At 70.9% G+C, this 25,301-nt stretch carries 22 protein-coding genes; 12 read left to right on the forward strand and 10 right to left on the reverse strand.

From position 1 onward, the window contains the following. The first annotated feature begins 2 nt into the window (after positions 1–2). The 4 genes from nadB (at position 3) to HUS56_RS16505 (ending at position 5,486) form a co-directional block, all read left to right on the forward strand. Complete coding sequence (gene nadB, locus HUS56_RS16490; protein ID WP_173924465.1) at positions 3–1,592, forward strand: L-aspartate oxidase; 1,590 nt, start codon at positions 3–5, stop codon at positions 1,590–1,592. Continuing rightward, complete coding sequence (gene nadC / locus HUS56_RS16495) at positions 1,592–2,500, forward strand: carboxylating nicotinate-nucleotide diphosphorylase (RefSeq protein ID WP_173924466.1); 909 nt, start codon at positions 1,592–1,594, stop codon at positions 2,498–2,500. The genes nadB and nadC overlap by 1 nt, the downstream gene beginning before the upstream one ends. Further along, positions 2,497–3,642 (forward strand): cysteine desulfurase family protein, encoded by a 1,146-nt coding sequence (locus HUS56_RS16500; RefSeq protein ID WP_173924467.1) that lies wholly within the window; start codon positions 2,497–2,499, stop codon positions 3,640–3,642. The genes nadC and HUS56_RS16500 overlap by 4 nt, the downstream gene beginning before the upstream one ends. A gap of 323 nt (positions 3,643–3,965) precedes the next feature. Continuing rightward, complete coding sequence (locus HUS56_RS16505; RefSeq protein ID WP_173924468.1) at positions 3,966–5,486, forward strand: DHA2 family efflux MFS transporter permease subunit; 1,521 nt, start codon at positions 3,966–3,968, stop codon at positions 5,484–5,486. A gap of 51 nt (positions 5,487–5,537) precedes the next feature. Here HUS56_RS16505 and HUS56_RS16510 read toward each other — a convergent pair whose 3' ends face one another. Then, the gene (locus HUS56_RS16510; protein ID WP_173924469.1) at positions 5,538–7,262 is read right to left on the reverse strand and encodes a VWA domain-containing protein; all 1,725 of its coding nucleotides are present in this window, start codon (positions 7,260–7,262) and stop codon (positions 5,538–5,540) included. 367 nt (positions 7,263–7,629) lie between these two features. Here HUS56_RS16510 and HUS56_RS17450 point away from each other — a divergent pair, with 367 nt between their 5' ends. After that, positions 7,630–7,752, forward strand: a complete 123-nt coding sequence (locus tag HUS56_RS17450; protein ID WP_256368822.1) for a hypothetical protein — start codon at positions 7,630–7,632, stop codon at positions 7,750–7,752. 1 nt (position 7,753) lies between these two features. Beyond that, positions 7,754–8,431, forward strand: coding sequence for a phosphoribosyltransferase (locus HUS56_RS16515; RefSeq protein ID WP_173924470.1), 678 nt, complete (start codon positions 7,754–7,756; stop codon positions 8,429–8,431). A gap of 27 nt (positions 8,432–8,458) precedes the next feature. On the opposite strand, the gene HUS56_RS16520 is transcribed toward HUS56_RS16515, so the two are convergent. Then, positions 8,459–9,250, reverse strand: a complete 792-nt coding sequence (locus HUS56_RS16520; protein ID WP_173924471.1) for a putative protein N(5)-glutamine methyltransferase — start codon at positions 9,248–9,250, stop codon at positions 8,459–8,461. Between the two features lie 165 nt (positions 9,251–9,415). Here HUS56_RS16520 and HUS56_RS16525 point away from each other — a divergent pair, with 165 nt between their 5' ends. Next, a complete protein-coding gene (locus tag HUS56_RS16525; RefSeq protein WP_173924472.1) occupies positions 9,416–10,060 on the forward strand; it encodes a hypothetical protein in 645 nt (214 codons plus the stop codon). A gap of 75 nt (positions 10,061–10,135) precedes the next feature. Here HUS56_RS16525 and HUS56_RS16530 read toward each other — a convergent pair whose 3' ends face one another. Next, positions 10,136–10,996: an Fpg/Nei family DNA glycosylase gene (locus tag HUS56_RS16530; protein WP_173924473.1), complete on the reverse strand. Its 861-nt coding sequence runs from the start codon at positions 10,994–10,996 to the stop codon at positions 10,136–10,138. A 273-nt stretch (positions 10,997–11,269) separates the two neighbouring features. On the opposite strand from HUS56_RS16530, the gene HUS56_RS16535 reads away from it, so the two are divergent. After that, the gene (locus HUS56_RS16535; protein ID WP_173924474.1) at positions 11,270–11,653 is read left to right on the forward strand and encodes a DUF4180 domain-containing protein; all 384 of its coding nucleotides are present in this window, start codon (positions 11,270–11,272) and stop codon (positions 11,651–11,653) included. Here the strand turns inward: HUS56_RS16535 and HUS56_RS16540 are convergent. Next, entirely contained in the window at positions 11,605–12,570 is a 966-nt protein-coding gene (locus HUS56_RS16540; RefSeq protein WP_173924475.1) for a DMT family transporter, read from the reverse strand. The genes HUS56_RS16535 and HUS56_RS16540 overlap by 49 nt on opposite strands. A 30-nt stretch (positions 12,571–12,600) precedes the next feature. Between HUS56_RS16540 and HUS56_RS16545 the strand changes: the two genes are divergently transcribed. Continuing rightward, positions 12,601–13,101: a MarR family winged helix-turn-helix transcriptional regulator gene (locus HUS56_RS16545; protein WP_173924476.1), complete on the forward strand. Its 501-nt coding sequence runs from the start codon at positions 12,601–12,603 to the stop codon at positions 13,099–13,101. A gap of 27 nt (positions 13,102–13,128) precedes the next feature. Here HUS56_RS16545 and HUS56_RS16550 read toward each other — a convergent pair whose 3' ends face one another. The 4 genes from HUS56_RS16550 to HUS56_RS16565 form a co-directional block, all read right to left on the reverse strand. Then, positions 13,129–13,971, reverse strand: coding sequence for an Fpg/Nei family DNA glycosylase (locus HUS56_RS16550; protein ID WP_173924477.1), 843 nt, complete (start codon positions 13,969–13,971; stop codon positions 13,129–13,131). A 60-nt stretch (positions 13,972–14,031) separates the two neighbouring features. Next, positions 14,032–15,339: a hypothetical protein gene (locus HUS56_RS16555; RefSeq protein ID WP_173924478.1), complete on the reverse strand. Its 1,308-nt coding sequence runs from the start codon at positions 15,337–15,339 to the stop codon at positions 14,032–14,034. An 84-nt stretch (positions 15,340–15,423) separates the two neighbouring features. Then, a complete protein-coding gene (locus HUS56_RS16560) occupies positions 15,424–15,999 on the reverse strand; it encodes an RNA polymerase sigma factor (RefSeq protein WP_254431501.1) in 576 nt (191 codons plus the stop codon). A gap of 96 nt (positions 16,000–16,095) precedes the next feature. Next, positions 16,096–17,772 carry a cell wall-binding repeat-containing protein gene (locus HUS56_RS16565; RefSeq protein WP_173924479.1) on the reverse strand — a complete coding sequence of 559 codons (1,677 nt, stop codon included), beginning with the start codon at positions 17,770–17,772 and terminating at the stop codon, positions 16,096–16,098. Positions 17,773–17,996: 224 nt separating this feature from the next. Here HUS56_RS16565 and HUS56_RS16570 point away from each other — a divergent pair, with 224 nt between their 5' ends. Beyond that, complete coding sequence (locus HUS56_RS16570) at positions 17,997–18,584, forward strand: 1-acyl-sn-glycerol-3-phosphate acyltransferase (protein WP_173924480.1); 588 nt, start codon at positions 17,997–17,999, stop codon at positions 18,582–18,584. A gap of 27 nt (positions 18,585–18,611) precedes the next feature. Here the strand turns inward: HUS56_RS16570 and ychF are convergent, their stop codons facing one another. Together ychF and HUS56_RS16580 are read right to left on the reverse strand one after the other, a co-directional pair. Beyond that, complete coding sequence (gene ychF, locus HUS56_RS16575) at positions 18,612–19,685, reverse strand: redox-regulated ATPase YchF (protein ID WP_173924481.1); 1,074 nt, start codon at positions 19,683–19,685, stop codon at positions 18,612–18,614. A gap of 6 nt (positions 19,686–19,691) precedes the next feature. Further along, positions 19,692–20,606, reverse strand: a complete 915-nt coding sequence (locus HUS56_RS16580) for a DMT family transporter (protein ID WP_173924482.1) — start codon at positions 20,604–20,606, stop codon at positions 19,692–19,694. Positions 20,607–20,867: 261 nt separating this feature from the next. Here HUS56_RS16580 and HUS56_RS16585 point away from each other — a divergent pair, with 261 nt between their 5' ends. Next, positions 20,868–22,976, forward strand: coding sequence for a CHAT domain-containing protein (locus HUS56_RS16585; protein ID WP_173924483.1), 2,109 nt, complete (start codon positions 20,868–20,870; stop codon positions 22,974–22,976). After that, positions 22,973–25,288 (forward strand): caspase family protein, encoded by a 2,316-nt coding sequence (locus tag HUS56_RS16590; protein ID WP_173924484.1) that lies wholly within the window; start codon positions 22,973–22,975, stop codon positions 25,286–25,288. The genes HUS56_RS16585 and HUS56_RS16590 overlap by 4 nt, the downstream gene beginning before the upstream one ends. The last annotated feature ends 13 nt before the right edge of the window (positions 25,289–25,301 follow it).

Consider the following 25,301-nt stretch of genomic DNA (forward strand, 5'->3'; position numbering starts at 1 on the left):
TCATGGCACGCGTGCTGGTGGTGGGCGGCGGTATCGCCGGGCTCTGGACCGCGGTGAGGGCAGCCGGCGCCGGCCACGAGGTCGAGGTCGTCACGAAGACCGAGCTCGTCGACGGCAGCACGCGTCACGCGCAGGGCGGCATCGCGGCGGCCTTGTTCCCCGGCGACTCCGTCGACCGTCATCTCGCGGACACGCTGGCGGCCGGGGCCGGTCTCTGCGACCCCGCCGCGGTCCGGGTGCTCTGCGAGGAGGGTCCGGCGCGAGTGCGCGACCTCATCCGCTTCGGCGTCGCGTTCGACCGTGGCGAATCGGGTCTCGAGCGCGGGCTCGAGGCGGCGCATTCCCGGGCGCGCATCCTGCACGCCGGCGGCGATTCCACCGGCGCGGCGATCGAGGCCGCGCTCGTCGCCACGGTGCGGAACCGCGCGGTCGGCGTGCAGGAGCACACGATGCTCCTCGACCTCGTGATCGAGGCCGGTCGTGTCGTCGGGGCCCGACTCCTTGCGCCATCCGGACCGGTCGAGATGCCGGCGGACGCGGTCGTGCTCGCCACCGGCGGCAGCGGATGCCTCTACCGGCATACGACGAATCCCGACGTCGCGACGGGCGACGGCGTGGCCGCGGCCTGGCGTGCCGGCGCAGCCGTCGCAGACCTCGAGTTCATCCAGTTCCATCCGACGGCCCTCGCCGCACCGGGCACGCCCCTGATCTCCGAGGCCGTGCGCGGCGAGGGCGCCGTGCTCGTCGACGAGCGCGGCGAGCGGTTCATGCTCGAGGTCGACGCGCGCGCCGAGCTCGCGCCGCGCGACATCGTCGCCCGGGCGGTCTGGCGGCGCATGGCCGAACAGGGGGGACGACCCGTGCGCCTCGACGCGACCGCTCTCGGGGCGGACTTCCTCTCCGAGCGGTTCCCCACCCTGGATGCCGCGTGCCGCGCGGCCGGGTACGACTGGTCGTCCGCGCCCGTGCCGATCACCCCGGCTGCGCACTACGCGATGGGCGGGGTGGTGACCGACCTGGATGGGCGCACGACGCTTCCCGGACTCTTCGCGGTCGGCGAGGCCGCCCGCACCGGCGTCCACGGGGCGAATCGGCTGGCCTCGAACTCGCTGCTCGAGGCCGCCGTCTTCGCGGACCGCGCCGCACGCGCCCTGGGCGACCCCGTCCGTTCGTCGAGTGGCGCCGCCGCAGTCGACGCGCATCGAGATGTCGGGAGCGTTCTCGAGCACCGGTCGACCGATCTCGATACCCGTCCTGCGTTGCCGGGCGCCACTCGACCACCGAACGTCTCGTTCGTCGACCGGGGCGAACTGCAGACGCTGATGTGGGAGCACGCCGGGCTCGAGCGCTCGGCCGAGGGGTTGGCCGCGGCATCCGATCGCCTCGCGGGCTGGCGCGCACCTGCGGTCGTCGACCGCCGGAACGCCGAGGACCGCAACCTCCTCGACCTCGCCCGACTCACCGTCGCAGCCGCCATCGCTCGTCGAAGCAGCGTCGGCGCGCACTACCGCATCGACGATCCCCATGACGCGGTCACCCGCCCGCTCGGGCCGTCCGCCGTCACGACACCCGCACTCGAGGAGGCCGCCTGATGACCCGCACCCGCGAGATCGACCGCATCGTCGCCGAAGCCCTCGACGAGGACGCACCCTGGGGCGACCTGACGTCCGAGACGCTCATCCCGAGGACCGCAACCGCGACGGCCGAGCTCGTCGCGCGGGAGCCGGGCGTTCTGAGCGGCGTCGAGGTGTTCGCGGCGGCGTTCCGGCTCACCGATCCGCGCATCGTCGTCGAGCGCCTCGCCGCCGACGGCGACCCGTTCGATGCGGGCGCCGTGCTCGCGAGGGTGCAGGGACCGGCTCGCGGCATCCTGACCGCCGAGCGGGTCGCACTGAATCTCCTGCAGCGGATGTCGGGGGTCGCCACGCTGACGGCCGGCTACGTGGCCGCCGTCGCGGGCACCCGAGCGCGCATCGTCGACACGCGCAAGACCACGCCGGGCCTTCGCAGCCTCGAACGGCAGGCGGTCCGCGACGGTGGAGGGAGCAATCACCGTCGCTCGCTCTCCGACGCCGTCATGGCGAAGGACAACCATCTCGCCGTGCTCACCGCCGACGGGCGCGACCTCACCGAGGCATTGCGCGTGGCACGCGATCGGATGCCGCACACGGCCCACCTCGAGGTCGAGGTCGACCGGCTCGACCAGATCGACGCCGTGCTCGCCGGCGGTGCGGACACGATCATGCTCGACAACTTCAGCACCGACGACCTGCGCGAGGGGGTCTCGCGCATCGCGGGCCGAGCCGTCGTCGAGGCATCCGGCGGCGTCTCACTCGACACCGTCGGCGAGATCGCATCGACCGGCGTCGACGTGATCTCGGTGGGCGCGCTCACGCACTCCGCGCGCGCGCTCGATCTCGGGCTGGACGTCGTGATCGACGCGGGCCGGCCCGAGCCCGCCCGGCCGGCCCTGCAGACGACTGCGGAGGCGATCCCGTGATCTTCCTCGACCACGCCGCGACCACGCCCGTTCGCCGCGAGGCCCTCGAGGCCATGTGGCCGTTCCTCACTGGCACGTTCGGCAACCCGTCGAGTCACCACGGCCTCGGCGACGCGGCGGCGCGAGCACTCGACGACGCTCGCGCACAGGTCGCGGCGGTCATCGGATGCCGCGCCGGCGACGTCGTGTTCACGAGCGGCGGCACCGAGGCCGACAACCTCGCGATCAAGGGCATCGCGCTGGCCAACCCGCGCGGACGCCACGTCATCGTCTCCCCGATCGAGCACGAGGCGGTGCTCGAGTCGGCCCACCACCTCGCCCGTGTGCACGGCTTCGACATCGAGGAGGTGCCCGTGGACCGGTATGGCGTCGTGCATCCCGAGGCGCTCGCCCGCGTCATCCGACCCGATACCGCCCTCGTCTCGGTGCAGCTCGCGAACAACGAGGTGGGCACGGTGCAGCCCGTCGGCGAGCTCGCCCGTGTCGCCCACGACGCCGGCGCCATCATGCACACGGATGCGGTGCAGGCCGCCGGATGGCTGCCCCTCGGCATCGACGGGCTCGGTGTCGACGCGCTGTCACTCGCCGGCCACAAAGTCGGGGCGCCGAAGGGCACGGGGGCGCTCATCGTGCGCGGCCGGATCCCGCTCGAGCCCGTGCTCCACGGCGGCGGACAGGAGCGCGGTCGCCGCTCGGGCACCGAGAACGTGGCGGGGTCCGTCGCATTCGCGACCGCGCTGAGGCTCGCCGACGAAGGGCGGGCGGATGCCGCGGCTCGCGTCGAAGCGCTGGGCGAGCTCCTCGCGCGGCGCGTCCTCGCCGACGTGCCGGGCGCCATGCTGACCGGTCACCCCGAGTCACGGCTGCCCGGCACCGTGTCATTCGTCTTCCCGGGCACGAGCGGGGAGGCCGTGCTGCTCGAACTCGAGCGTGACGACGTCATCTGCTCGAGCGGATCGGCGTGCGCCGCCGGAAGCGACCAGCCGTCGCACGTGCTGACGGCCATGGGCGTGCCGGCCGACGTCGCCCAGACGGCCGTGCGATTCACATTGGGCGCCGAGACGACGGCAGACGACGTCACGGATGCCGCAGCATCCGTGGCCCGAGCAGTGTCGGTGGTGCGCGGTATCGTCATCGCATGACCGATCCCACGATCCCAGTCGACGACGACGAGCCGGGCGCGCGCACGCGCCGAGCCGGCACCCGCTGATCCGCGGTGCTGCCGCGACGCTCGCGGCCAGACTCGATTCCATGCATTCCGATCCATCTCGCGAAATGGGAATAGCGCGTTGACACGCTCCGGTCGACCTCACTGTTCGACCGCCACGCTTCGCCGCCACCCTTCCTTCGACCGCCACCCTCGACCGACTGAATCCTCCGACTGAACGAAGGCGCCCGACGCCTTCTGCGCCTCCGGCGCCGTCGTGCGCCGATCCTGATTGGACCCGTCTTGACCGAACGCGCCATGACCGACCTCGATGACGCCGTCGTGCCGGGGCACGACGATGCGCCGGCCACCGACGCCTCCCGCGAGCACAGCGACGCCGAGGCGTTGCGCGGAGCGCGCAACAACAGGGTGATCTGGCTCCTCCTGTCCGCCACCTTCGTCGTCTTCCTCAACGAGACGATCATGGGCGTTGCGATCCCCCATCTCGTCGACGACCTCGACATCACCCTCTCCGCGGCGCAGTGGCTCACCACGGCCTTCATGCTCACCATGGCCGTGGTCATCCCCATCACCGGCTTCCTGCTCCAGCGCTTCGCGACCCGGCCGATGTTCATCACGGCCATGAGCCTGTTCTCGACCGGCACGCTGATCGCCGCGCTGGCGCCCGGGTTCGAGGTGCTGCTCCTCGCCCGCGTGGTTCAGGCCACGGGTACCGCGATCATGATGCCGCTGCTCATGACCACCCTGATGACGCTCGTGGCGCCGTCCGATCGCGGTCGACTCATGGGGCGCGTCTCCATCGTCATGTCGGTCGCGCCGGCGATCGGGCCCACCATCTCCGGGCTCATCCTGAACTACCTCTCGTGGCGGTACATGTTCTGGTTGGTGCTGCCGTTCGCCCTCGTGATGCTCGTCATCGGCATCCGCCGCGTCGAGAACGTCAGCGAGACGCGGGTGATCCCGATCGACGTGCTCTCGATCGTGCTGTCGGCCCTCGGCTTCGGCGGGCTCGTCTACGGGCTCAGCCTCGTCGGCGGAGTGGTGAGCGGCACCGACACCGGCTCGGCGTCGCAGATGTGGATCTCGCTTGCGGTCGGCGCCGCCGGCATCGCCTCGTTCATCGTCCGCCAGCTGTACCTGCAGCGTCGAGATCGGGCCCTGCTCGACCTCCGCACGTTCCTGACGCGCAACTTCGCGGTCTCGGTCGCGCTCATGGTCGTGATGATGGCCGCACTCTTCGGCACGATCATCCTGCTGCCCGTCTACATGCAAGACGTGCTGCATCTCGAGCCGCTGTTCACCGGCCTGCTGCTCCTGCCCGGCGGCCTGCTCATGGGTCTGCTCGGTCCGACCGTGGGCCGGCTCTACGACCGAGTCGGGCCGACTCCCCTGCTCGTGCCGGGTTCCATCGTCGTCAGTGGTGTGCTGTGGTCGCTGACGCTCGTGAACGTGAACACCTCCCCGTGGATGGTGCTCGCAGCGCACATGGCGCTGTCGACCGGCCTTGCGTTCATGTTCACGCCGCTGTTCACCTCGGCGCTCGGGTCGCTCGAGCCGCGCTTCTACTCGCACGGCTCGGCGACCGTGGGCACCGTGCAGCAGGTGGCCGGTGCCGCGGGCACGGCGCTGTTCATCACCGTGATGACCTCGCGGGCGACGACGGCCGCCGCGACGGGCGCCTCAGCCGAGTTCGCCGCGGCGGCCGGCATCCGCAACGCATTCCTCGTCGGCGCGATCCTCTCGCTCGTGGCGATCGTCGGCGCGTTCCTGGTTCGCAAGCCCGCCGACATGGCCGCGGGCGCACCAGCGGGCCACTGAGTCGACGATCGGGCGGTGCCTGCGGAGAGATCTGCGGGCACCGCCCTCGGCTCAGCCGCAGTTCGGTCGACAGGTGCGCTGCGAGAGCGCGTCGACCAGCACGTTGCCGAGGTCCTCGGGCTTCGACGCCGAGTACGCGCCACCCTTCGTGGCGTGTGCGATGCGCTGCATCGCGTCGAGGTCGGTGTCGGGGCCGAACCCGATCATGATCACGGGCACCGGCTTCGCGGGGTCGTCCATCTTCGCGAGTTCGGCCAGGAGCGTCTCGAGATCGATGCCGTTCTCATCCTCGTTGCGGCCGTCGGTGATGAGCAGCACCGAGTTCACCATGTCGGGGTCGTAGGTCTCACGCACGCGCTGCACGGCGGCCAACGTCGTGTCGTACAGGCCCGTGGCACCGCCCAGGCGGTCGGGCAGCGACTGGATGGCTCCGACGAGGTGCTGGGTGTGCGTCTGATCGGCGAGCGGCGCGATCGGCACCAGTTCCTCGTAGTCGAGGTCGCCGTTTCGCGCGGTGGAGAAGACCCACATGCCGAGCTCCACCTCGCCCGAGAACTTCTGCATGGCGCCGACGGCCGCCTGCTGGAAGATGTCGATACGACGGAGGCCGCTCTCGCTGGGCTCCTCCATCGACCCCGACACGTCGACCACGGCGAGCATGCGGGATCGCAGTGTGAGCACCGCCCACGCTCGCAGGATCTCGAGCTGCGCGGCGCTGTCGAGCTCGGCCGCGGCGCCGGCCGGGGCGTTCGTCGCGAGCCCGGGCACCTCCACGGTCCCGGTGCCATCGGCTCCGCGGAATCCGGCGGCGGCGAGTCGCTCGGTGCTGGCGCGGGCGGCCTCCTCGAACGCAGCAAGCAGGTCGGCTCGAGTCTGCGCGGGGTCGGCGCCCTCGGCCTCATCGGAGGCTTGCTCGCCCTCCGCGTCGGCATCGGCACGCACCGGAAGCCGCACGAACGGGTAATCCAGCAGCACGGTGCCGTCGGCGGGATAGGCGGCGACGAGGGTCTCGGCGGGCTCGTCGAGGTTGTACGCGGCGACCTGGGCCTCGGTCGTGATGACGACGCTGGGCTGGGCTGACGCGCCCAGCGCCCCGAACGCCGCACTCGTGGATGCGGGAATCGACTTGCCGAGCTCGATCATCGCACCAGCGAATTGTCGCGGGTCATCTGGCGATGAGTGCCCTCGCAGCGCGAGGAGGCCCGCAAGGCTCGCCGACGAAGCCTCGGGGTTGGGCAGGATCGTGGGCAGTGCGCCGCCGAGCACGCGCGTCCAGGTGACCGGCTCCGACGCGATCGCGGCAGCGTTGGTGGCCGCAGCGGCGAACACGACCGGGCTCGTGGCGATCGGCTCGCCGACCTCGAGCTCGGGGGTGTTCTGGCCGAGCGAGGCCGCGGTGGCCGCCATCCGGTCGGTCCACACGCTCGACTCGGGGATCCAGGCGTCGGCGTCGACACCGCCGGATGCGAGGACGGCAGCGGTGTCGGCCGAGTCCTGCGACTTGATCTCGGTGCTGACGCACGCCTCGGATTCGGCGTCGAACTCCTCGGCGATGTCGGTGAGGGCGGGGGCGATCGAGGTGTCGGCGATGACGACGATCCGCTGCTCGTCGGCGCAGCCCGACTCCGCAGCCGCGAAGAGCGGGTTGAGGTGGCCGCCGACCCAGAGGAAGACTCCGGATGCGACGACGCCGACCACCGCGACGGCCGCGATGATCGACAAGACGAGTGCACGGCTCGGCAGCCTTGCCGGAGCCTTGATACTGTGACGCCCCACGGACACTCCAATGCCCGGCAGTCGCCGTGGCGCCGCCGATTCCCTGTCTGAACGGGTTCCCCCGGTCAGAGGGGGAAGGATGTCCTCAATCCTAGGCGACGGGTCGCGATACGCGAATTTCGCTCGGTATATGGAGTGGATGCGTGATGCGGGTCGGATGGCCCCCAGCCATCCGACCCGCTCCCCCGCCCTGGCGTCGACCCCTCAGTCGTCGCACAGGCGCCCGTTCGACGGAGCCGCAGACTCGGCGTCGCGTCGTGTGAACACCACGGTATGCGGCGCTCGAACTCGGTGCATAGGGGTTGACTGCCTGGGAACCGCACGCTACGTCCCGCGGGGGTGGTGCCCGCGTGGGTGCGGTGGGAGCATGAGACGACTCGGAGCACGAGATCGAGGTGCCGCCATGACGATCATCCACACGAATCCCGTCGACGAGACGACGGCAGCGGACGCCGCGGTGATGCCTGGGCCGGCGTCATCCGACCGGTGACATGGAACGGTTCAGGGATCGACGCGACGCCGGACGCCAGCTCGCACGGGCGCTCGAGGGGCGCGAGTTCGACGACCCGGTGGTACTCGGCCTCCCGCGCGGGGGCGTCCCCGTCGCCGCCGAGGTCGCTCGCGCGCTGGGCGCTCCGCTCGACGTGCTCGTGGTGCGCAAGCTCGGTCTCCCTCGGCAACCCGAGGTCGCGATGGGCGCGATCGGCGAGCACGGCGCGCGCGTACTCAATGACGACGTGCTCCGGTCGGGCGGAGTATCGAAACGCGACCTCGCGCGCGTCGAGGCGCGCGAGCGATCGGAACTCGACGCCAGATCGGCACGCTTCCGCGGGGATGCAGCTCCCGTCGACCTGCGCGACCGCACCGCCGTGGTCGTCGACGACGGCGTGGCGACAGGAGCGACGGCTCGGGTCGCCGCCATGGTCGCGCGTGAGCTGGGCGCGGCATCCGTGGTGCTCGCGATGCCGGTGAGCTCACCCGAGAGCTTGGCGGAGCTCGAGGCGATGCCCGAGGTCGACGAGGTGATCTGCCTGTCGGTGCCGTCGGGCTTCATGGCGGTGGGCATGCACTACGTCGATTTCACCCAGACGACGGATGCCGAGGTGCAGGCGATCCTCGAGATGGCGCGTGCCAAGGCCGATGACGGCGATCTGGACGCCGACGACTGAATCCGAGCGCGCCCCGCCACGGGGTGCTCAGCCGGTGCCGATGACGACGGTGCCGTCGACGTCGTCATCACGCAGCACACGCGGCTCGAGGCCGCTGTCGGCCATGAATGCGGCGGTCGCCGGAGCCTGGCTCACGCTCGTCTCGATGAGGAGCCGGCCGCCGGGAGCCAGCCAGGAGCGAGCCGATGCAGCGATGCGGCGATGCATGTCGAGGCCGTCGGTGCCACCGTCGAGGGCGATCCGGGACTCGTGGTCGCGCGCCTCCGCCGGCATCATCGAGATCTCGTCGGTCGGAACGTACGGGGCGTTGGCGGCGAGCACGTCGATGCGGCCACGCAGGTCGCCGGGGAGCGCGCCGTAGAGGTCGCCCTGCACGACGCGGGCGCCGTATCGCCCGAGGTTGCGGCTGGCCGCGCGGACCGCGGCGGGGTCGATGTCGGCGGCAACGAGCTCGCACGGCATGGCGGCCGCGACGACGACTCCGATGGCACCGGATCCGCAGCAGAGATCCACGACGACGGGTACGTGATCCGGCCGCGCCGCCTCGCGAGTGAGGCGCACCGTCTCTTTCGCCAGTGCCTCGGTGCGGCGCCGCGGCACGAACACGCCGGGCTCCAGCAGGATGCGATGTCCCGCGAAATCGGCCCAGCCGAGGACCTGCTCGAGCGGTTCGCCGGCCACGCGACGCACGACGAGGGCCTCGAGGCTCGCAGCGGAGCCCCGGGCGGCTGCCATGAGCAGCGCCGCCTCCTCCTCGGCGAAGACGCAACCCGCGGCACGAAGGCGGGCGACGAGCTGCCGAGGTGGGCCGACGGGCATCAGGGCATCGTATCGACAATCAGCGGCGCAGCGCAGCGCAACCGCTCGCAGCAGCTCGGATGGATGCCGGATGATTCCGCACTCCAAGACGTTTGGCAAGCCGTTGCGGACATTCGTCTCATGGGAGTTTGCTGGTGCCGACTCGACCGAGGAGGCGGATTCCCTGTGGATACCAGCACCATCATCTGGATCATCGTCGGCATCATCGTCGTCATCGCGATCATCGCGGTCGTCGTGTGGCTCACGACCCGCCGGCGGCGCCAGGAGGCGCATCTCGAGTCCGAGCGGCAGAAGGCCGCCGAGCTCCGGCAGAACGCCTACGAGTCGGATGTCGCCCGGCGGGAGCGCGAGGCCGAGGCGGCACGCGTCGCGGCGGCAGCGCAGCAGGCTCAGGCCGGCGCGAAGCAGGCGGAGGCCGATGCCATGCAGGCCCGGCTCGAGTCCGAGCGACTGGCGCAGGAAGCCGCCACCCACCAGTCCAGCGCACAGCAGCTTCGAGATGAGGCGGCCGAGCGCATGCGCAAGGCCGACGAGGTCGACCCCGATCTGAACGGGAACAGGAACGACCGCGACGACCGTGCCACGACGGCGGCCTCCACGACGGGCTACGACGCCGATCGGAACGGCGTGCGCGACGACCGCGAGGTCGCGCGAGATCGCGATGGTGACGGCATGCGTGACGACCGCGAGCCCACTCGCGACCACGACCGCGACGGCGTGCGTGACGACGGCGACGCCAGGACCGATGGCAACCCCAATCCTCCGGTCGACCCGACGCGCGGCGATACCGGAACGGGCCGGCGAATCTGATCGATCGAACACGCGGGCGGCGGTGCGGGGCGAGGCCACGCGGTCGACGGCATCCGACACCGGCCGTCTGGGTCGTTACTTCAGCAACCGCGACAGCACGCGATCGGCCAGCGGCTTGCCGCCCGTCTGACACGTGGGGCAGTACTGGAAGGTGGAGTCGGCGAAGATGACCTCGCGCACCGTGTCGCCGCACACCGGGCATGCCTCGCCGGTGCGGCCGTGCACCTGCATGCGGCTGCGCTTGCCGTCTTTCAGCTCGTCGGGCGGTCGCCCCGCCGCGGCGTCGACCGCGTCGGCGAGGGTGTCGCGCATCGCATGGTAGAGCCGCTCGACCTGGTCGGGCGTGAGCTTCGCGGCGAGGATATACGGCGACATCCGTGCGTTGTGCAGGATCTCGTCGGAGTAGGCGTTTCCGACACCGGCGAACACCGACTGGTCGCGCAGGAGTCCCTTGATCTGCGTGCGACGACCGGCGAGTATGGCGGCGAAGTCGTCGAGGCTGAAGTCGGGCGCCGTCGGATCGGGCCCGAGGCGGGCGATGCCCGGCACCTCGGAGACGTCGCGCACGACGTAGACCGCCAGCGACTTCTTGGTGCCGGCCTCGGTGAGGTCGAACCCCGAGCCGTCATCGAGACGTACACGCAGCGCGATCGGCGACTTGCCGGGCTTGACCACCGTCTTCGGAAGCTCGTCGTACCAGCGGAGCCACCCGGCACGGGCGAGGTGGAACACGAGGTGCAGGCCTCCGACCTCGAGGTCGACGAACTTGCCATGGCGCGATGCCGCATCGATCGTGTTGCCGACGAGCGCCTGCAACGGGGGGTCGAACGTCTTCAGGGCCGAGATCGCCGCGACGGTGGCCGACGAGACGGCACGACCCACCGCTCGTTCGCGGAGGAACCCCACGAGCGCATCGACCTCGGGCAACTCGGGCACGCTGCCATGCTCTCACCCCCTGCCCACATGTGAGCAACTTCTCAGCCATCGGCCCCCCGGATGAGGGTAGGCTGGCGTCGGCCGCGCATGAGGGCCCGAGGTGTTGACGAAGACGTTGGCGCCCTGTCGACCCCATGATCCCGGCTGCGAACCCCGGCGCACACAGCGTTCGAATGAGGGGCACGACGATGTGCGCTTCGACCTCCGCCGGGGTTCGCCACCCCGCTCCTGCCGGCCGCGGCCGGCGTCATGCCGGCAGGGTATGGTCGTGCCATGCAGACCGACGAGCACGCGACCCGAATCCTCCACGTGCCCCCGCACGGACCCGCCATCGTCACGTCGGACGACACGTCAGACCTGATCGGCAGTGCGTGGGCCAACCGGGCCGAGCTCATCGCCATCCCCGCCGCACGGCTCGACCCCGCCTTCTTCGACCTCAGTTCAGGGGTCGCCGGCGAGATGACCCAGAAGTTCGTGAACTACCGGCTGCGCGTCGCGATCGTGGGCGACATCAGCGCGTACGTCGCCGAGAGCGACGCCCTCCGCGACTACGTCTGGGAATCGAATCGCGGTACCCAGGTGTGGTTCGTGTCCGATGAGGCGGCGCTTCACGACAAGTTGGCCGGGCGGCCGGCGCGCATGGGCACCATCGGCTGATCCGCCCGCACGAGCGTGCCCGCTCCGACGGCGGCGCGACCCGGGCGCCGGGTCGCGAGGGCGCGCCCGATCAGGGGCTGGCCCAAGAGGATTCCGGTGAACACCAGTGCCAGGCCGACGAGCTGCTGCGGTGCGAGCACTTCGCCGCCGATGAAGACGCCGAGCAGCACCCCCGTCACGGGATTCAACAGTCCGATGAGTCCGACGGTGCCCGCGTCGAGGTGACGGAGCCCGCTGAACCAGGCGACGAACGCGAGCGCCGTGGCGACGATGCTGATGTACGCGAACGCCACGACGGCCGGCGCGTCGAGCAGTGGCGGCCCACCCTCCCAGACGATCGCGGCGGGCACGAGCATCGCACCGCCCGCGATGAGCTGCCACGAGGTGAGGGACAGCACGTCGACCCCGCTCCACCGCTTCGCGAGGATGTAGCCGAGCGACGACATCGACATCGCGCCCAGCGACGCGACCACGCCCCAGACGTCGATGGATGCCTCGCCCGTCACGAGCATCAGCACGACCCCGGCGAGGCCGATGACCGCTCCGGTGAGCGACAGCGCACGGAGCCGCTCCGAGACCAGCAGCCAGGCGAACACCATCATGACGATCGGCGAGGTGGCCATGATCGTCGACGCGATGCTCGTCGGCAGCAGTTGCGCCGCCACGTAGACGAGGGCGAAGAACGCCCCCATGTTCAGCGCACCGAGGACGAGTGAGCGCCACCACCACGCGCCCCTCGGCCGTTCTCGCCGGACGGCGAGCAGGAGCAGGCCCGCCGGCAGTGCGCGAATCACCGCGCCCCACAGCGGCGCGTCGGGGGGCAGGAACTCCCTCGTCACGAAGTAGGTGCTGCCCCACGCGATCGGCGCGATCGCGACGATGAGACTCCATCTCAATGTAGCTTCCACGGAAGACATTGTAGCTTCCGTGGAAGATAGAGTACAGCCATGGATGCCCCGACCGACCGCGTCGCCCAGATCATGGCCGAATGGGCACGCGAACGCCCAGATCTCGACCTCGCTCCACAGGGCGTCATCGGGCGCCTCCACCGCCTGGCGAACCACCTCACCGAGGACCTCGTCGCCGTCTACCGCACCTTCGACCTCTCCGAGGGCGACTTCGACGTGCTCGCGACCCTCCGCCGCGGTGGTGACCCGTTCGAGCGCACCCCGAGCGACCTCGCCGACTCCACGATGGTGACGACCGGCGCGATGACGAAGCGCATCGACCGCCTCGAGACGCGCGGGCTGGTGAGCCGTCGTCAGAGCGACGTCGACGGACGCGGACGCGTCATCGCACTGACCACCAAGGGGCGTGCACTGATCGACGACGCGGTCACGGCGCATCTCGCGAATGAGCGCCGTCTCATCGACGAGGCGATCTCACCGATGGATGCCGCGACGCTCGAGCGCGTGCTCACGAGCTGGCTCGCGCACTACGAGTCCTGAGGGTCGCGACCCACGAGATGGAATGGCTCACGACTTCAGCGGAAGCTCCTCGCCGTGGGTCTGGCAGGTCGGACAGTACTGCGCCGTCGTGCTCGCGAACGAGAAGTCGCGGATCGTGTCACCGCAGACCGGGCAGGCCTCCCCCGCACGACCGTGCACGCGCATGGCCGCGACCTTGGCGTCCTTGAGCTCAGCGAGGGTCACGCCCCGCTGAGCCGCAACCGCCCCGGTGATGACGTCGACCGTGGCCTCGAAGAGCCGGTCGAGTTCTTCCGGCGCCAGATCGGCTGCACGACGCACGGGTGAGATCTTCGCCGTGTGGAGGATCTCGTCGGAATAGGCGTTCCCGATGCCGGCGAGCGATTCCTGGTCTTGCAGAACGGCCTTCACCTGCTTGCGTCGCCCGGCCACCGCACGGTCGAATTCCGCACGGGAGAACGCAGGCCTTGCCGGATCGGGACCGAGCTTGGCGACGGCCGGCACTTCCCCGGGATCATCGACGACCCAGAGGCCCAACGACACCCAATCGCCCGCGTCAGTGAGTTCCAGCGATGATCCGTCGTCGAACTCGAGGATCACCAGCGCCGGCGGTTGGTCCTCCTCGCGGCCGGCGTCGTCAGCGCCTCCCCATCGCGCCCATCCGTGCCGGCCGAGCGAGATCACCAGATGGGTGTCGGGGCCGAACGCCACGTCGACGAGCTTGCCGTGCCGCGTGGCTCCGGCGACGGATGCCGCAAGGAGGCTCTCGGGAGGACGGGCACGGGTCTTCGTCGTCCTGAACTCGACGACGTCGACCCCCGTGAGGCTGCGGCCGGTCAAGCGGTCACCGAGTTCCTCGGCGAGCGCCTCGACCTCTGGTGATTCCGGCATGGCGCCAGCCTTCCACGGGGCGAGCCGCGCCACCAGCCCGCCGAGCGCGAGGCCGCGCCGCTACTGGGTGCCGAAGTCGAGCATGGAGTCGGCGAGGGCGATGACCGACCAGGTGCCGCCCGCGGCATCCGTGAACTCGTAGGCCGGCACGAGCAGCACGCCTCCGGTGACCTGCCAGTGGGTCGCCAGCCCGAGTCGTGCCTCGACGATCTCGACCTCGTTCACCGGCCACGAGAGCGCCGTGCCACCCGTCGGTGCGGCCGGCGGCTCACCGGCGGTGCCGAACTCCATGGGCGCCTGCTGCGCCGAGAACGGCATGGCGGTCACCTGGGGTCCGAAGCGGGGATCGGACAGGCGCTCGAACGCCTCCTGCTCGCTCACGATCGGGTAGTCGCCGAGCGACACGGTGGCGGCGAGCGAGCCCGAGGCGTTGAGCACGCCGCCCTCCGCGAGTTCGAGGTACCAGCCCTGATCGGTGCGCTGCCCGTCGATCAGCGGCCAGGCCTGCACGGTGCGCGTCAGCGAGCCCTCGTAGACCTCGGAAGTGTACTCGAAGGCGTCCGCGTCGCGTCCGGAGGCCGAGACGAGCGAGCGCATGGCGTCGATGGCCGCAACCTCGGTCGGTGCCGTGCCGGTCGGCTCGCAGGCGGTCGCGTCGGGCGCGCACCGCCACGGATCGTGCTGCGGATCCCAATAGGAGAATCCGAGCGTGCCGTCGAGCGTGACCCAGAGGGATGCCGCGGTGCCGTCCTGCGGGCCCACGGCCCAGCCGCCGTCCTTCAACTCGGGCGTACCCGTAAGACCGAGCGCTGCGGCGAGCGCACCGACGTTCTCGGCGTTAGATGCGGATCGCGCATCGTACGCGTAGGCGGGCGCGGTGCCATCCTCGGTCGAGAGTCCGGACGCGTGGAAGACGTTGCGTCCCCAGGCGTACGGCAAAATGCGGTCGCTGCCGAACCCCGGGGTCGCCCTGCTCTGCGGAGCCACGGCGGACGCGTCCGTCTCGGGCACGCCCATCTCGGTCGGAGCCGTGCCGACGCCGGACTCGAGCGAGATGGGCGGCGCCGCACCGCCTGCGACGGTCGTCGAGCCGGTGTTCGTCGCGCCGACCGCGTAGCCGGCACCGCCGACGACCAGCATGGATGCCGCGACGGCGGCGACCGTCAGCCAGCGGTTGCGGCGGCGGGCACGCTCTGCGGCGAGGTCGGTGACGGCGGCGGATGCCACGGCCGGCGCGTCGGCGGCCTCGGTGGTGACCCTCGCCACGACGTCGTCGGTGAAGCCCGCGCGTGGTTCCAGCCCGGCGGCGGGGTCGGCGGCGCGAAGGCGCTCGACGGGGTCGAGCTCGTCGTCGTTCCGGTCGGTCATGTCGATCACCCTCCGTGACATCCGTTCACTCATGGATGTGTGTCATCCGCCGCAGACCTTGCATCCCCGCGGCGACCGATTGCGTCAGAACGAGAGTCGCTCGCCCCACGCGTCACGGAGGCGCTTGCGCGCTCGCGACAGCGCGGCATCCGCCCCCGACCTGGAGATGCCGAGGACCACCGCGAGTTCGTCGCCGTCGAGGCCTTCCCACGCGTGGAGCAGGAGGATGCGACGGTCGCGCTCCCCGACGCTGGCGAGTGCCCCCCGGAGCTCGGCATCGAAGAGCGCGCTCAGTTCGGGGTCGTCGGCCACGCGCACCGTGCCCGCATCGGGCACCTCGCCGACGGGAAGGTCGACGAGCTTGCGTCGATGGTTGGCGAGCGTGAAGCCCGCCGTGCGGTAGAGCCACGGCAGCACGGCGTGGCGCGGGACGTCGTCTCGACGGCGCCAGGCGGTCGCGAAGACGTCGGCGGCGAGGTCCTCGGCATCCTGCCGCGGGCCGCGGCGGGCGAAGTACCGCACGAGGGCGGTCGAGTGCTCGCGCACGACCTCGGTGAACCACGCCAGGTCGTCGGCATTGCCGGATGCCGCGTCGGCGCCGTCGGCCATCGCCACCTCCTGGTTCGGGTCGACGTCAACTGCGGCGCTCGGAGTCCTCACATCGAGAATGTGTCGCCGCTGCCGCGAGTCTTGCACGGAGCAGGAGGTTGCGTCGCAAGACGGGGCCGCCTCGCGCTCCTGCGGCGTCCGACCGGCTCAGCCGAGCGTGACCCCCCGCGCGGACATGAACGGCACTGGGTCGATCTGCGTCCCGCCCTCGTAGACCTCGAAGTGAAGATGGCACCCGGTCGCGGCACCGGTCGCCCCCGACCATCCGATCTGCTCCCCGGCTGCGACCTGTCGGCCGACGCTCACGAGGATGCCGCCGTCGACCAGGTGGGCGTATCCGGTGTCGATGCCCGAACCGTGGGCGATCTTGATGAAGTTCCCGTACGTTCCGACCGGACCGGCCGTGCTGACGCGTCCTGCGGAAGCAGCGTAGATCGGCGCCCAGCACCCGGTTCCGATGTCGACACCCCGGTGGAACGACTGCGAGCAGCCGCCCGGCGTGCAGATCGGGTCTCGCGGACCGAACGCGCCGGTGATCCGACCCGTCGCCGGCTTCGCCCACCCGATCGCGCACGCCGTGCCGGCGGCGACCTCTTCGCCGACCACGGCGGATCCGCCCAGAATGACCCGCGCCGGCGGAGCCAGTTCATTGAGCGCGAGCGACACGGGATGCGGAATGCACGCGGTTCGGGTGAGGTACAACGGTGCGAGCAACCCGCCGGCCAGGGCCGCGCCGGCGAGCGCATCGGCGAAATCGCCACCGGTCGCGAGGAACGCACTCGTCGGCTTCGTCCCGCCGAACACGGCGGCATTGATCGCCGCCGCCGTCTGGAAGCGATCGAGCCCCTCGTGGCGGAGGACCGCGAACCCGTTGGCGGCGAGCTCCTGCTCGATGGCCGCGCTGACGGCGCCGCTGCCTCCCGCGATCCGCACGGTCCAGGCACCCAGTGCAGCTAAGGCTTCGACCGTCCCTGGTCGAAGCGATGGTGAGAGCCCGTCGACGAGGTACACCGGCGCACCCAGCCGGCCGGCTGCGGCCGACGCCGCGAGCGCGTCGGGGAAGTCCCGGCCGGTTGCGATGAAGGCCTCGGTGACCGTGGAGAAGGCCTCGTCCACCAGGAGTCGAGCCGTCTCGAAACGGTCGGCTCCCCCGAGGCGGTCGATGCTGATGCCGGGCAGCAACGCCGCGAGTTCCGCCTGAACTCCGGCGCCGACGACGCCTTCGCCGCCGGCGATGATGACGCGCTGCGGCGCGAGCCGCGTGATCTCGGTCCGCACCACGGCGGGAAGGGCCTCAGCCTGCGTCAGGAGCAGCGGCCCACCGTGATGCGCCGCCGCAGCCGCCGCGGACAGCGCGTCGGGGAAGTCGGCGCCCGTTGCGACATACAGCACCGGGACTCCGGGGGAGAACCGTTGCGAGATCGCGACCGCCGTCTCGAAGCGGTCGGCTCCGGCGAGGCGATGCACGCCCGGTTCGAACGGAGTGATGACGCTTTCCGCGGCCATGAGCGCCGTCGGCGCGAGAGCCTTGGCGCGGTCCACGGTGCGGTCGAGCGGCGCCGGCTCAGGTTCTGCCGTCTCGGGTTCGGCAGACGGCTCCGGCCCGGGCAACGACTCAGTCGCAGGTGCCGGCTCGGGCACCGGTTCCGGCTCGGAGTACGGACCTGATTCCGGCTGCCCCTCGGGCTCGCTCGCGCGCAGGGGCTCGGGACTCCGGCCCGACACGGACACCGTCGAGGGCTCCGGGACGACCTCCGCTGCCAGGGCAGGACTGGTCGTGCCGAAGACGAAGACGGCGACCGCCCCGATGGCGACGGCATGCATTCGCGTCCTTGGATGCACAGCGGGCCCCCCTCCGCTCGCGAACGCCTCCCCGCGGTCCGCTCTTCGCAGTGTAGGGGAACAGGTCCGCGGTGGAGCGGAATTCGCGCGCACCGCGTCGCTGCTGCGGCATCCCCCCTCGGATCGGAACGTCGTGCGATGGAGAGCCCCCGAGCTCCGGTAGGCGCATACGGCTGCGGACATGCGACATGACGTACGGTTGCCGGATGCTCCGACGACTCGTTTCCCGCGTCTACTGGGCCTGCAGTCGTTGGCGCCTCGTCAGCGAACCGGCGCCCGACCGTCCCACCGTCCTCGTCGGTGCGCCGCACACGTCCAACTGGGACTTCGTGCTCATGCTCGCCATCGCCTGGCGGCTCGACGTCGACGTGCGCTGGCTCGGCAAGAAGAGCCTGTTCGCCGGATGGCGCGAGCCGATCATGCGGGCACTGGGAGGTATTCCGGTCGACCGTTCCGATGCGGGCCGAGTCGTCGCAGAGGTCGTCGAGCGCGTCCGGGCCGGCGAGGTGTTCGGTCTCGTCGTGACGCCCGACGGCACGCGCGGTGCGCACCAGTACTGGAAGTCGGGCTTCTATCGCATCGCCCAGGAGGCCGGAATGCCGGTCACGCTCGGCTACGTCGACCGGACCACGATGACCACCGGCCTCGGCCCGACTTTCGAGCTGACCGGCGACGTGGCCGCCGACATGGACCGCATCCGCGCCTTCTACGCCGACAAAGCCGGTGTGCGACCGCACCTGCGCATCGAACCCCGCCTGCGCTCGGAGGGCACGCCCGACACGCCGGTCGACTGAGCCGGCGTCGCGCGGCAGGGTGCCCTGCTACACGTTGAAGCGGAACTCGACCACGTCGCCGTCCTGCATGACGTAGTCCTTGCCTTCCATGCGGGCCTTGCCCTTCGCCCGGGCCTCCGCGACCGATCCGGCGGCCACGAGGTCGTCGAACGAGATGACCTCCGCCTTGATGAACCCCTTCTCGAAGTCGGTGTGGATCACGCCGGCCGCCTGAGGTGCCTTCCACCCCTTGTGGATCGTCCAGGCGCGCGACTCCTTGGGCCCGGCGGTCAGGTAGGTCTGCAGGCCGAGCGTGTCGAAGCCCACGCGGGCGAGCTGGTCGAGACCCGACTCGTCCTGTCCGGTCGACGCGAGGAGCTCCGCGGCATCCGCGGCGTCGAGGTCGATGAGCTCCGACTCGATCTTGGCGTCGAGGAAGACGGCCTCTGCCGGCGCGACGAGCGCTGCGAGCTCCGCCCTGCGCGCGGCATCCGTCAGCGTCGCCTCGTCGACGTTGAAGACGTAGATGAACGGCTTCGCGGTGAGCAGGCCGAGTTCGCGGATGGGCGTGAGATCGACGGATGACGCACTGAGCGGAGTCGCCCGCTGCAGCACGTCCTGCGCCTCCACCGCAGCGGCCAGCACCGAGGGGTCGAGCTTCCTGCCCTTGACCTCCTTCTCGTACCGCGCGATGGCGCGCTCGAGGGTCTCGAGGTCGGCGAGGATCAGCTCGGCGTTGATCGTCTCCATGTCGGCCTTCGGGTCGATCCTGCCTTCGACGTGCGCGACGTCGGAGTCCTCGAATCCGCGCACGACCTGAGCGATCGCGTCGGCCTCGCGGATGTTCGCGAGGAACTTGTTGCCGAGCCCCTCACCCTCCGACGCACCGCGCACGATGCCCGCGATATCGACGAAGGACACCGCCGCGGGCAGGATGCGCTCGGACCCGAAGATCTCGGCCAGCTTCTCGAGCCGCGGGTCGGGAAGGTTCACCACGCCGATGTTCGGCTCGATCGTCGCGAACGGGTAGTTCGCCGCGAGCACCTGGTTCTTGGTCAGGGCGTTGAAGAGGGTCGACTTGCCGACGTTCGGGAGTCCGACGATTCCGATGGTGAGTGCCACGGGCGTCTATCGTACCGCCAGGCCCGCGGCGGCATCCGTCGGGCCGACCTTCGATCGCGGCTGGTGCAGCGTCAAGTAGACGCCCGCGATGACGATCGCGCCGCCGATGGCGGCGGGCGGGTCGACCGTGGCGCCGAACGCGATGGCGATGAGCACCGTGAACACGGGCAGCAGGTTCAGGAAGATGCCGGCACGTGCCGGGCCCACCCGTGATGCGCCGATGTTCCAGAGCGCGTAGCCGGCCATCGACGGGAACACCACGATGTAGGCGAGCCCGACCACGCCAGCGGCCGACGAGGGCAGCGAGACGCCGGTGAACGCGATGAGCGGCAGCATCGTGACGACCGCGAACACCGCCTGCACCGAGGTCGCGGTGATCGGCGGCGTCACGAGGCGTCGCGAGATGAGCGAGTACACGGTCCAGGCGAGCACCGAGCCGATGACGAGCAGGTCGCCGACGCCGAAGCCCTGCTCGACGAGCTGTCCGAGGTCGCCGCCGGTGAGCACGATCGAGACGCCGACGAACGCCACGGCGATGCCGAGCGCCTGCAGCCGGTTCAGCCGCTCGTGCAGGAAGATGGCCGCACCGAGGGCGATCGTGGCCGGATTGATCGCGCTGATGACCGCCGCGTTCACCGCACCGGTGAGTCCGAGCGCCGCATAGAGCAGCAGCGTGTACCCGGTCAGGCCGAGCAGCGACTGCAGCAGGTGCAGCCTCCACTCCCGCCATGCCTCACGCCAGTCGGGCCGCTCGATCAGCCACGCGAGCGCGATGAGGGGCAGCACCGCGAACGCCCACCGGAAGAACGTCAACGAGATCGGCGAGATCTCGCGCGTGACCATCTCGCCGAAGACGTAGTTGCCGGCCCAGAAGAGGTTGGCGAGGGCCAGGAAGAGGTACATCCGGCCGCGGTGGTTCACCGATACAGCCTACGTCGCCCCTCGGCGGGCGACGAATCGCGAATCCGGATGCCGCGAGCGGCGCATCTTCTCAGGGCAGACCCTCCGGGGCAGCCCTGAACGCCGCCCGAAACGCTGGTGGCGCCGTGCTCGGCGGTCGTAGGCTGCGGCTGACGGAAGTGAGCGCCGCCCGGGCGTCGTTCGGTCGGCGAAGCAGTCAAGGGGGATCACCCATGATCGCGCGCTGCAGCAGACGCGGATGGGGCATTCGGGGGCCCGACGATGACGGCTCGCGATGACCGGATCGAGGCACGGGGCCCGCTGCGCGTGGAGCCCGGATTGCCCGATGAGGCATGGATTCCGCCGGTCGGCGGCGCCGAACTCGCGCGCGCGAGCGTCGTCGGCACGGGAGAGGGCACGCCGGTGCTCATGTTCTTCATGCCCGATGACGTCGACCCGCGGCGGGTGGTCGTGTTCGTGCGTGTCGGCACCCTGCTCTGCTCGCTCGCACCGACGCGGGCGGGCGATCGCTACGAGGTCGAGCTGCCGTTCAACCTCGGGTCGCGCACGGCACTCGTCGTCGTGCTCGAGTGCCGAAGCGAGGCGGATGCCACGGAGCTGGTGAAGCGCTACGACGCGAGCCGAGTGCGCCTCGACGAGGAGGAGCGCGCCGAGACCGGAGCCGAGCCGCCGCCCGAGGAGGCCGCGGCGGAACCCGAGCCGCGACGGGTGCCGTCCAGGACGCGATCCATCCCTCCTTCCATGGCACCACCACCCCTCGAGGCGGCGCCGGTGGAGGCGATGCCCGCCAACGGCCACGAAGCGCTCGCACACGTGCACGCCGAGATGCCGAAGCGCGTCGTCGTCGAGACGCCGGTCGAGGTGCGATTCCGTCTCAGCAGGCGCCGGCTCGCGGCATCCGAAGGAAGCAGCCACACCGAGCAGTCGATTCGGGTCGATACCGATCGTGACGTCACGGTGACCATCGCACTGCGCGGATTCCGCCTGGCCGACGGCGAGGCCGACACGGTCGCAGTGCGACTGCCGGACTCGGCCGACGCGGTCGCCGAGCACCGCTTCACGATCGTCGCGCCGCGAACCGGAAAGGGCGAGGTGTCGCTGGCAGTGCGGCAGAACGCGGACCTGCCGATCGCGACGTTGCGGATCACGTCGGACATCGTGGCGGCGGGGGCCCGCGACGACGAGATCGAAGCCAACGAGGTCGACGCCGAGGTCGTCGACCCCGACCCCGAGCTCGTGCGACTGCCGAGCATCCGCATCGACGAGTCGATCGTGGGCAACGACTCCACCCTCCGCATCCGCGTCACCGTCGCGGGCATCACGCGGGAGTGCACGAAGGCCCTGCCCGACAAGGCGGCGTTCATCGCCCGCACGTATCGGGTGGTCGCCGGGATCCGAGCTGAACTCCGGGACATCCGGGATGTCGCCGAACGCCGCCGACACGGCGTCCGCCGACTCCGCGACCTCGGCATGGGACTTGCTCGCGCCCTGTTCAGCACCGACGTGCTCGACCTGCTCTGGGAGGCTGCGCCCGGCGAACTCGAGGGGCTCATCGTGCAGACCACCGGCGAGCTCGACATCCCCTGGGAGATCGTGCACCTCGTGCCGCCGTCCGGCGCCGACGACGGCCAGGAGCGCTTCCTCAGCGGCTTCGGCCTCACCCGGTGGGTGTACGACACCGCCCATCCGACCGAGCTGCACATCGAGCCAGCGCGGGCGCGCTACGTCTGCCCCATGTACGTCGAGCGGCGACTGCACCTCACCCACGCGGTGGAGGAACGGCGCTTCATGGAGGACGAGTTCCAGGCGACGACCGTCGACCCCGACGACGCCGGAGGCATCGCAGCCCTCATGCACAGCGGCTTCGACCTGCTGCACTTCGCTGGCCACGGGCGCTGGAGCGCCGTCATCCCGCCCGCCCAGGAGCTCCTGCTGGCCGGCTTCCGAGAGGCGGTGGATGTCCCAGGCGCCCGCTACTCCGACGGGGAGCTCCGCAACGACCTCCCCGACGTCGGTGCAGCGGATGCCGCGGCCACTGGTCCGTTCGTCTTCCTGAACGCATGCGACATCGGCCGCCTGCCCTCCGGCCCGGCCGCGCTCGGCGGATTCCCCGAGGCATTCCTGCGCGGCGGCGCCGCCGCCTTCGTCGGATGCTCCTGGGCGGTCGGCGACGACCCCGCCTCCGCCTTCGTCGAGGGGTTCTACCGCGCGCTCGCCGCGCCGGGCACGACGATCGCCGACGCCACCCGGATCGCCCGCCTCGCGGCCCGCAAGGAGGCCGATCTCTCGGAGCACGCCTACGCCGTGTACGCGCATCCGCACGCGCACGTCTTCGTCGATCGACCGACACCGGAAGGACCAGGATCATGACCACCACACGTCCGCCGAGCCCATCCGCTCCCCCGGCGCCGCCGACCGCGGCCGCACCCGAGGCGCCTCGAGGCGGTCCGAAGCTCACGGCCGACGAACTCGCGGCGCTCCGCCCGCATGTGATCACCCTCGAAGACGGCAAGCTCGCCGACGGCGGCCGCACCGAACCGCGTTCGGTCGCGGACTTCCGCACCACTGCGGCCGACATCGACGCGATCTTCGACGAGCACCTCCCCGCCTTCGCGGCCGACCATGAGCCCGGTCCCCTCCCAGTGGTGCTGTATGCGCACGGCGGACTCGTCGACAAGGAGGCGGGATTCGCGATCGCCGCGCAGCAGATCGACTGGTGGAAGGAGAACGGCGTCTATCCGATCCACTTCGTCTGGGAGACCGGCCTCGGCCCCGCGCTCTGGGATGCCCTGCGGCGCTGGGCGTCGGGCGGTCGCCGCGGCTGGGTCGACGAGGCCAAGGACACGTTCCTCGAGGTCGCCGCTCGGCTGCTCGGTGGTGGCGGGATCTGGAGCGACATGAAGATCGATGCCGCCGCGGCATCCGTCGACGGTGGTGGCGGACGCTACTTCGTGAAGGCCCTCGGAAAGTGGATGACCGAGCACCCGGGTGAGATCGTCGTGCACGCGGTCGGGCACAGCGCCGGTTCGATCTTCCACTCGCACCTGCTCTCGGCGGCACTCGAGGAGCACGTTCCCGAGATCGAGTCGCTGAACCTCCTCGCGCCCGCGGTGCGCATCGACACCTTCTCGAAGCTGCTGCTCCCCCATGCGAAGAGCCGCAAGATCCGCCGTGTCGCCATCTTCACGATGACCGACAAGGCCGAGCGGGACGACACGTGCCTGCGCATCTACAACAAGTCGCTGCTCTATCTCGTCTCGGCGTCGTTCGAGCCGCAGAAGGCCACGCCCATCCTGGGCATGGCGAAGTACCTCACGCGAGACGCCGAGCTGGCAGCGTTCTTCAGCGGTGACTCGGCCGCCGGCGACCTCGTCCTCGCGCCGTCCGCGGTCGGTGTCCGCACTGGAAGCGCGGCCACGGCGCACGGGGACTTCGACAACGACCCCGCCACCATGGAGAGCGTCGCGCGACGTGTGGCCGGCATCGTCGACGTGACGCCGTTCCCGAAGGGTCGTGGGCGTGCAGCGGCCCCGTGGCCCCAGTATGTCGACGTGCCCGCGGACGCGGCGAACGTGTCCGGCGCGATGGGTTCCCGATCGACGGGCGGTACCCCGCCCGATGGGGCGGCGCCCGGCGGGACTCCGAGCGCCCGCCGCGCCCTCTGCATCGGCATCAACGAGTACCCCGATGTCGGCGACCGCCTGCAGGGCTGCGTGCCCGACGCGAAGGCGTGGGCCGGGGCGTTGCGGACGGCGGGGTTCGAGGTCACCGAACTGACGGAGCCTGCGAAGACCACCCGCGACGAGATCCTCCGAGGCATCCTCGAACTCGTGAGCCAGTCGGTGCCCGGCGACGTGCTCGCCGTGCAGTACTCGGGCCACGGCACGTTCGCGCCCGATCTCGACTCCGAGGAGCCCGATGCGAAAGACGAAGCCCTCTGCCCCGTCGACTTCCGGCAGAACGGTCGCCTCATCATCGACGACGATCTTGCACGGATCTGGGACGTCATTCCCGAGGGCGTGAGCCTGACGGCATTCTTCGACAGCTGCCACTCGGGCTCGGCCAACCGGCAGCCCGACGTCGACCTCGCGCCGATCGGCGATGCGCTTCCGCGCGCCGTGGAGCTGACCCGCGACGACGAGGAGGCCTACCGCGCCGACCGCGGTGTCGGGGTCGGCACGCGCGACGGCGACGAGCCCGACCCAGTGCGTGCCGCGGCGGTCGCGAGCGTGCTCGCCGCGGAGCGGGTCTCGCCCCCGGCTCCGCGCGCCGCCGGCGTGCGCCGCGAGATCCTGTTCAGCGCCTGCAAGGCGAGCGAGGTCGCGTGGGAGTCGCGCGGACAGGGCGACTTCACCCGCAACGCGCTGCCGCACCTCGGGCGCGGCGTCGGCACGGTGTCGAACCTCGAGTTCCTGAATTCGGTCGTCGCGGCGTTCGGCGACAACCGGCGGCAGACGCCCGAGTTCCACGGCGAGGAGGTGCTCGGGGGTCGCGTCCTGCTCGGCTCGGTGAGCGCGACGGCACCGGATGCCGCGACGGCGGCGGCCGCGATCACCGCGCCGTTCACGGGCACCCCGCCGGTCACGGGCACCGCGCCCGATCGCGGCGGTGCGGCATCCGACCGTCGGATGGCGGCGATCGCCGCCATCCTGCGCGCGACCGCAGACCTCTTGGAGCCGTGATGGGTCGGGTTCT

The organism is Agromyces sp. Marseille-P2726 (assembly GCF_902809835.1).
Classification (GTDB): Bacteria; Actinomycetota; Actinomycetes; order Actinomycetales; family Microbacteriaceae; genus Agromyces.

Excerpts from the sequence above, each read along its gene's own strand:
- HUS56_RS16585 (WP_173924483.1), top strand. The coding sequence starts at position 20,868 with ATGACGGCTCGCGATGACCGGATCGAGGCACGGGGCCCGCTGCGCGTG.
- HUS56_RS17450 (WP_256368822.1), top strand. The coding sequence starts at position 7,630 with ATGAGACGACTCGGAGCACGAGATCGAGGTGCCGCCATGACGATCATC.
- HUS56_RS16540 (WP_173924475.1), bottom strand. The coding sequence starts at position 12,570 with ATGTCTTCCGTGGAAGCTACATTGAGATGGAGTCTCATCGTCGCGATC.
- HUS56_RS16550 (WP_173924477.1), bottom strand. The coding sequence starts at position 13,971 with ATGCCGGAATCACCAGAGGTCGAGGCGCTCGCCGAGGAACTCGGTGAC.
- HUS56_RS16520 (WP_173924471.1), bottom strand. The coding sequence starts at position 9,250 with ATGCCCGTCGGCCCACCTCGGCAGCTCGTCGCCCGCCTTCGTGCCGCG.
- HUS56_RS16565 (WP_173924479.1), bottom strand. The coding sequence starts at position 17,772 with ATGCATGCCGTCGCCATCGGGGCGGTCGCCGTCTTCGTCTTCGGCACG.
- HUS56_RS16545 (WP_173924476.1), top strand. The coding sequence starts at position 12,601 with ATGGATGCCCCGACCGACCGCGTCGCCCAGATCATGGCCGAATGGGCA.
- nadB (WP_173924465.1), top strand. The coding sequence starts at position 3 with ATGGCACGCGTGCTGGTGGTGGGCGGCGGTATCGCCGGGCTCTGGACC.
- nadC (WP_173924466.1), top strand. The coding sequence starts at position 1,592 with ATGACCCGCACCCGCGAGATCGACCGCATCGTCGCCGAAGCCCTCGAC.
- HUS56_RS16515 (WP_173924470.1), top strand. The coding sequence starts at position 7,754 with ATGGAACGGTTCAGGGATCGACGCGACGCCGGACGCCAGCTCGCACGG.
- HUS56_RS16555 (WP_173924478.1), bottom strand. The coding sequence starts at position 15,339 with ATGACCGACCGGAACGACGACGAGCTCGACCCCGTCGAGCGCCTTCGC.
- HUS56_RS16570 (WP_173924480.1), top strand. The coding sequence starts at position 17,997 with ATGCTCCGACGACTCGTTTCCCGCGTCTACTGGGCCTGCAGTCGTTGG.
- HUS56_RS16590 (WP_173924484.1), top strand. The coding sequence starts at position 22,973 with ATGACCACCACACGTCCGCCGAGCCCATCCGCTCCCCCGGCGCCGCCG.
- HUS56_RS16535 (WP_173924474.1), top strand. The coding sequence starts at position 11,270 with ATGCAGACCGACGAGCACGCGACCCGAATCCTCCACGTGCCCCCGCAC.
- HUS56_RS16505 (WP_173924468.1), top strand. The coding sequence starts at position 3,966 with ATGACCGACCTCGATGACGCCGTCGTGCCGGGGCACGACGATGCGCCG.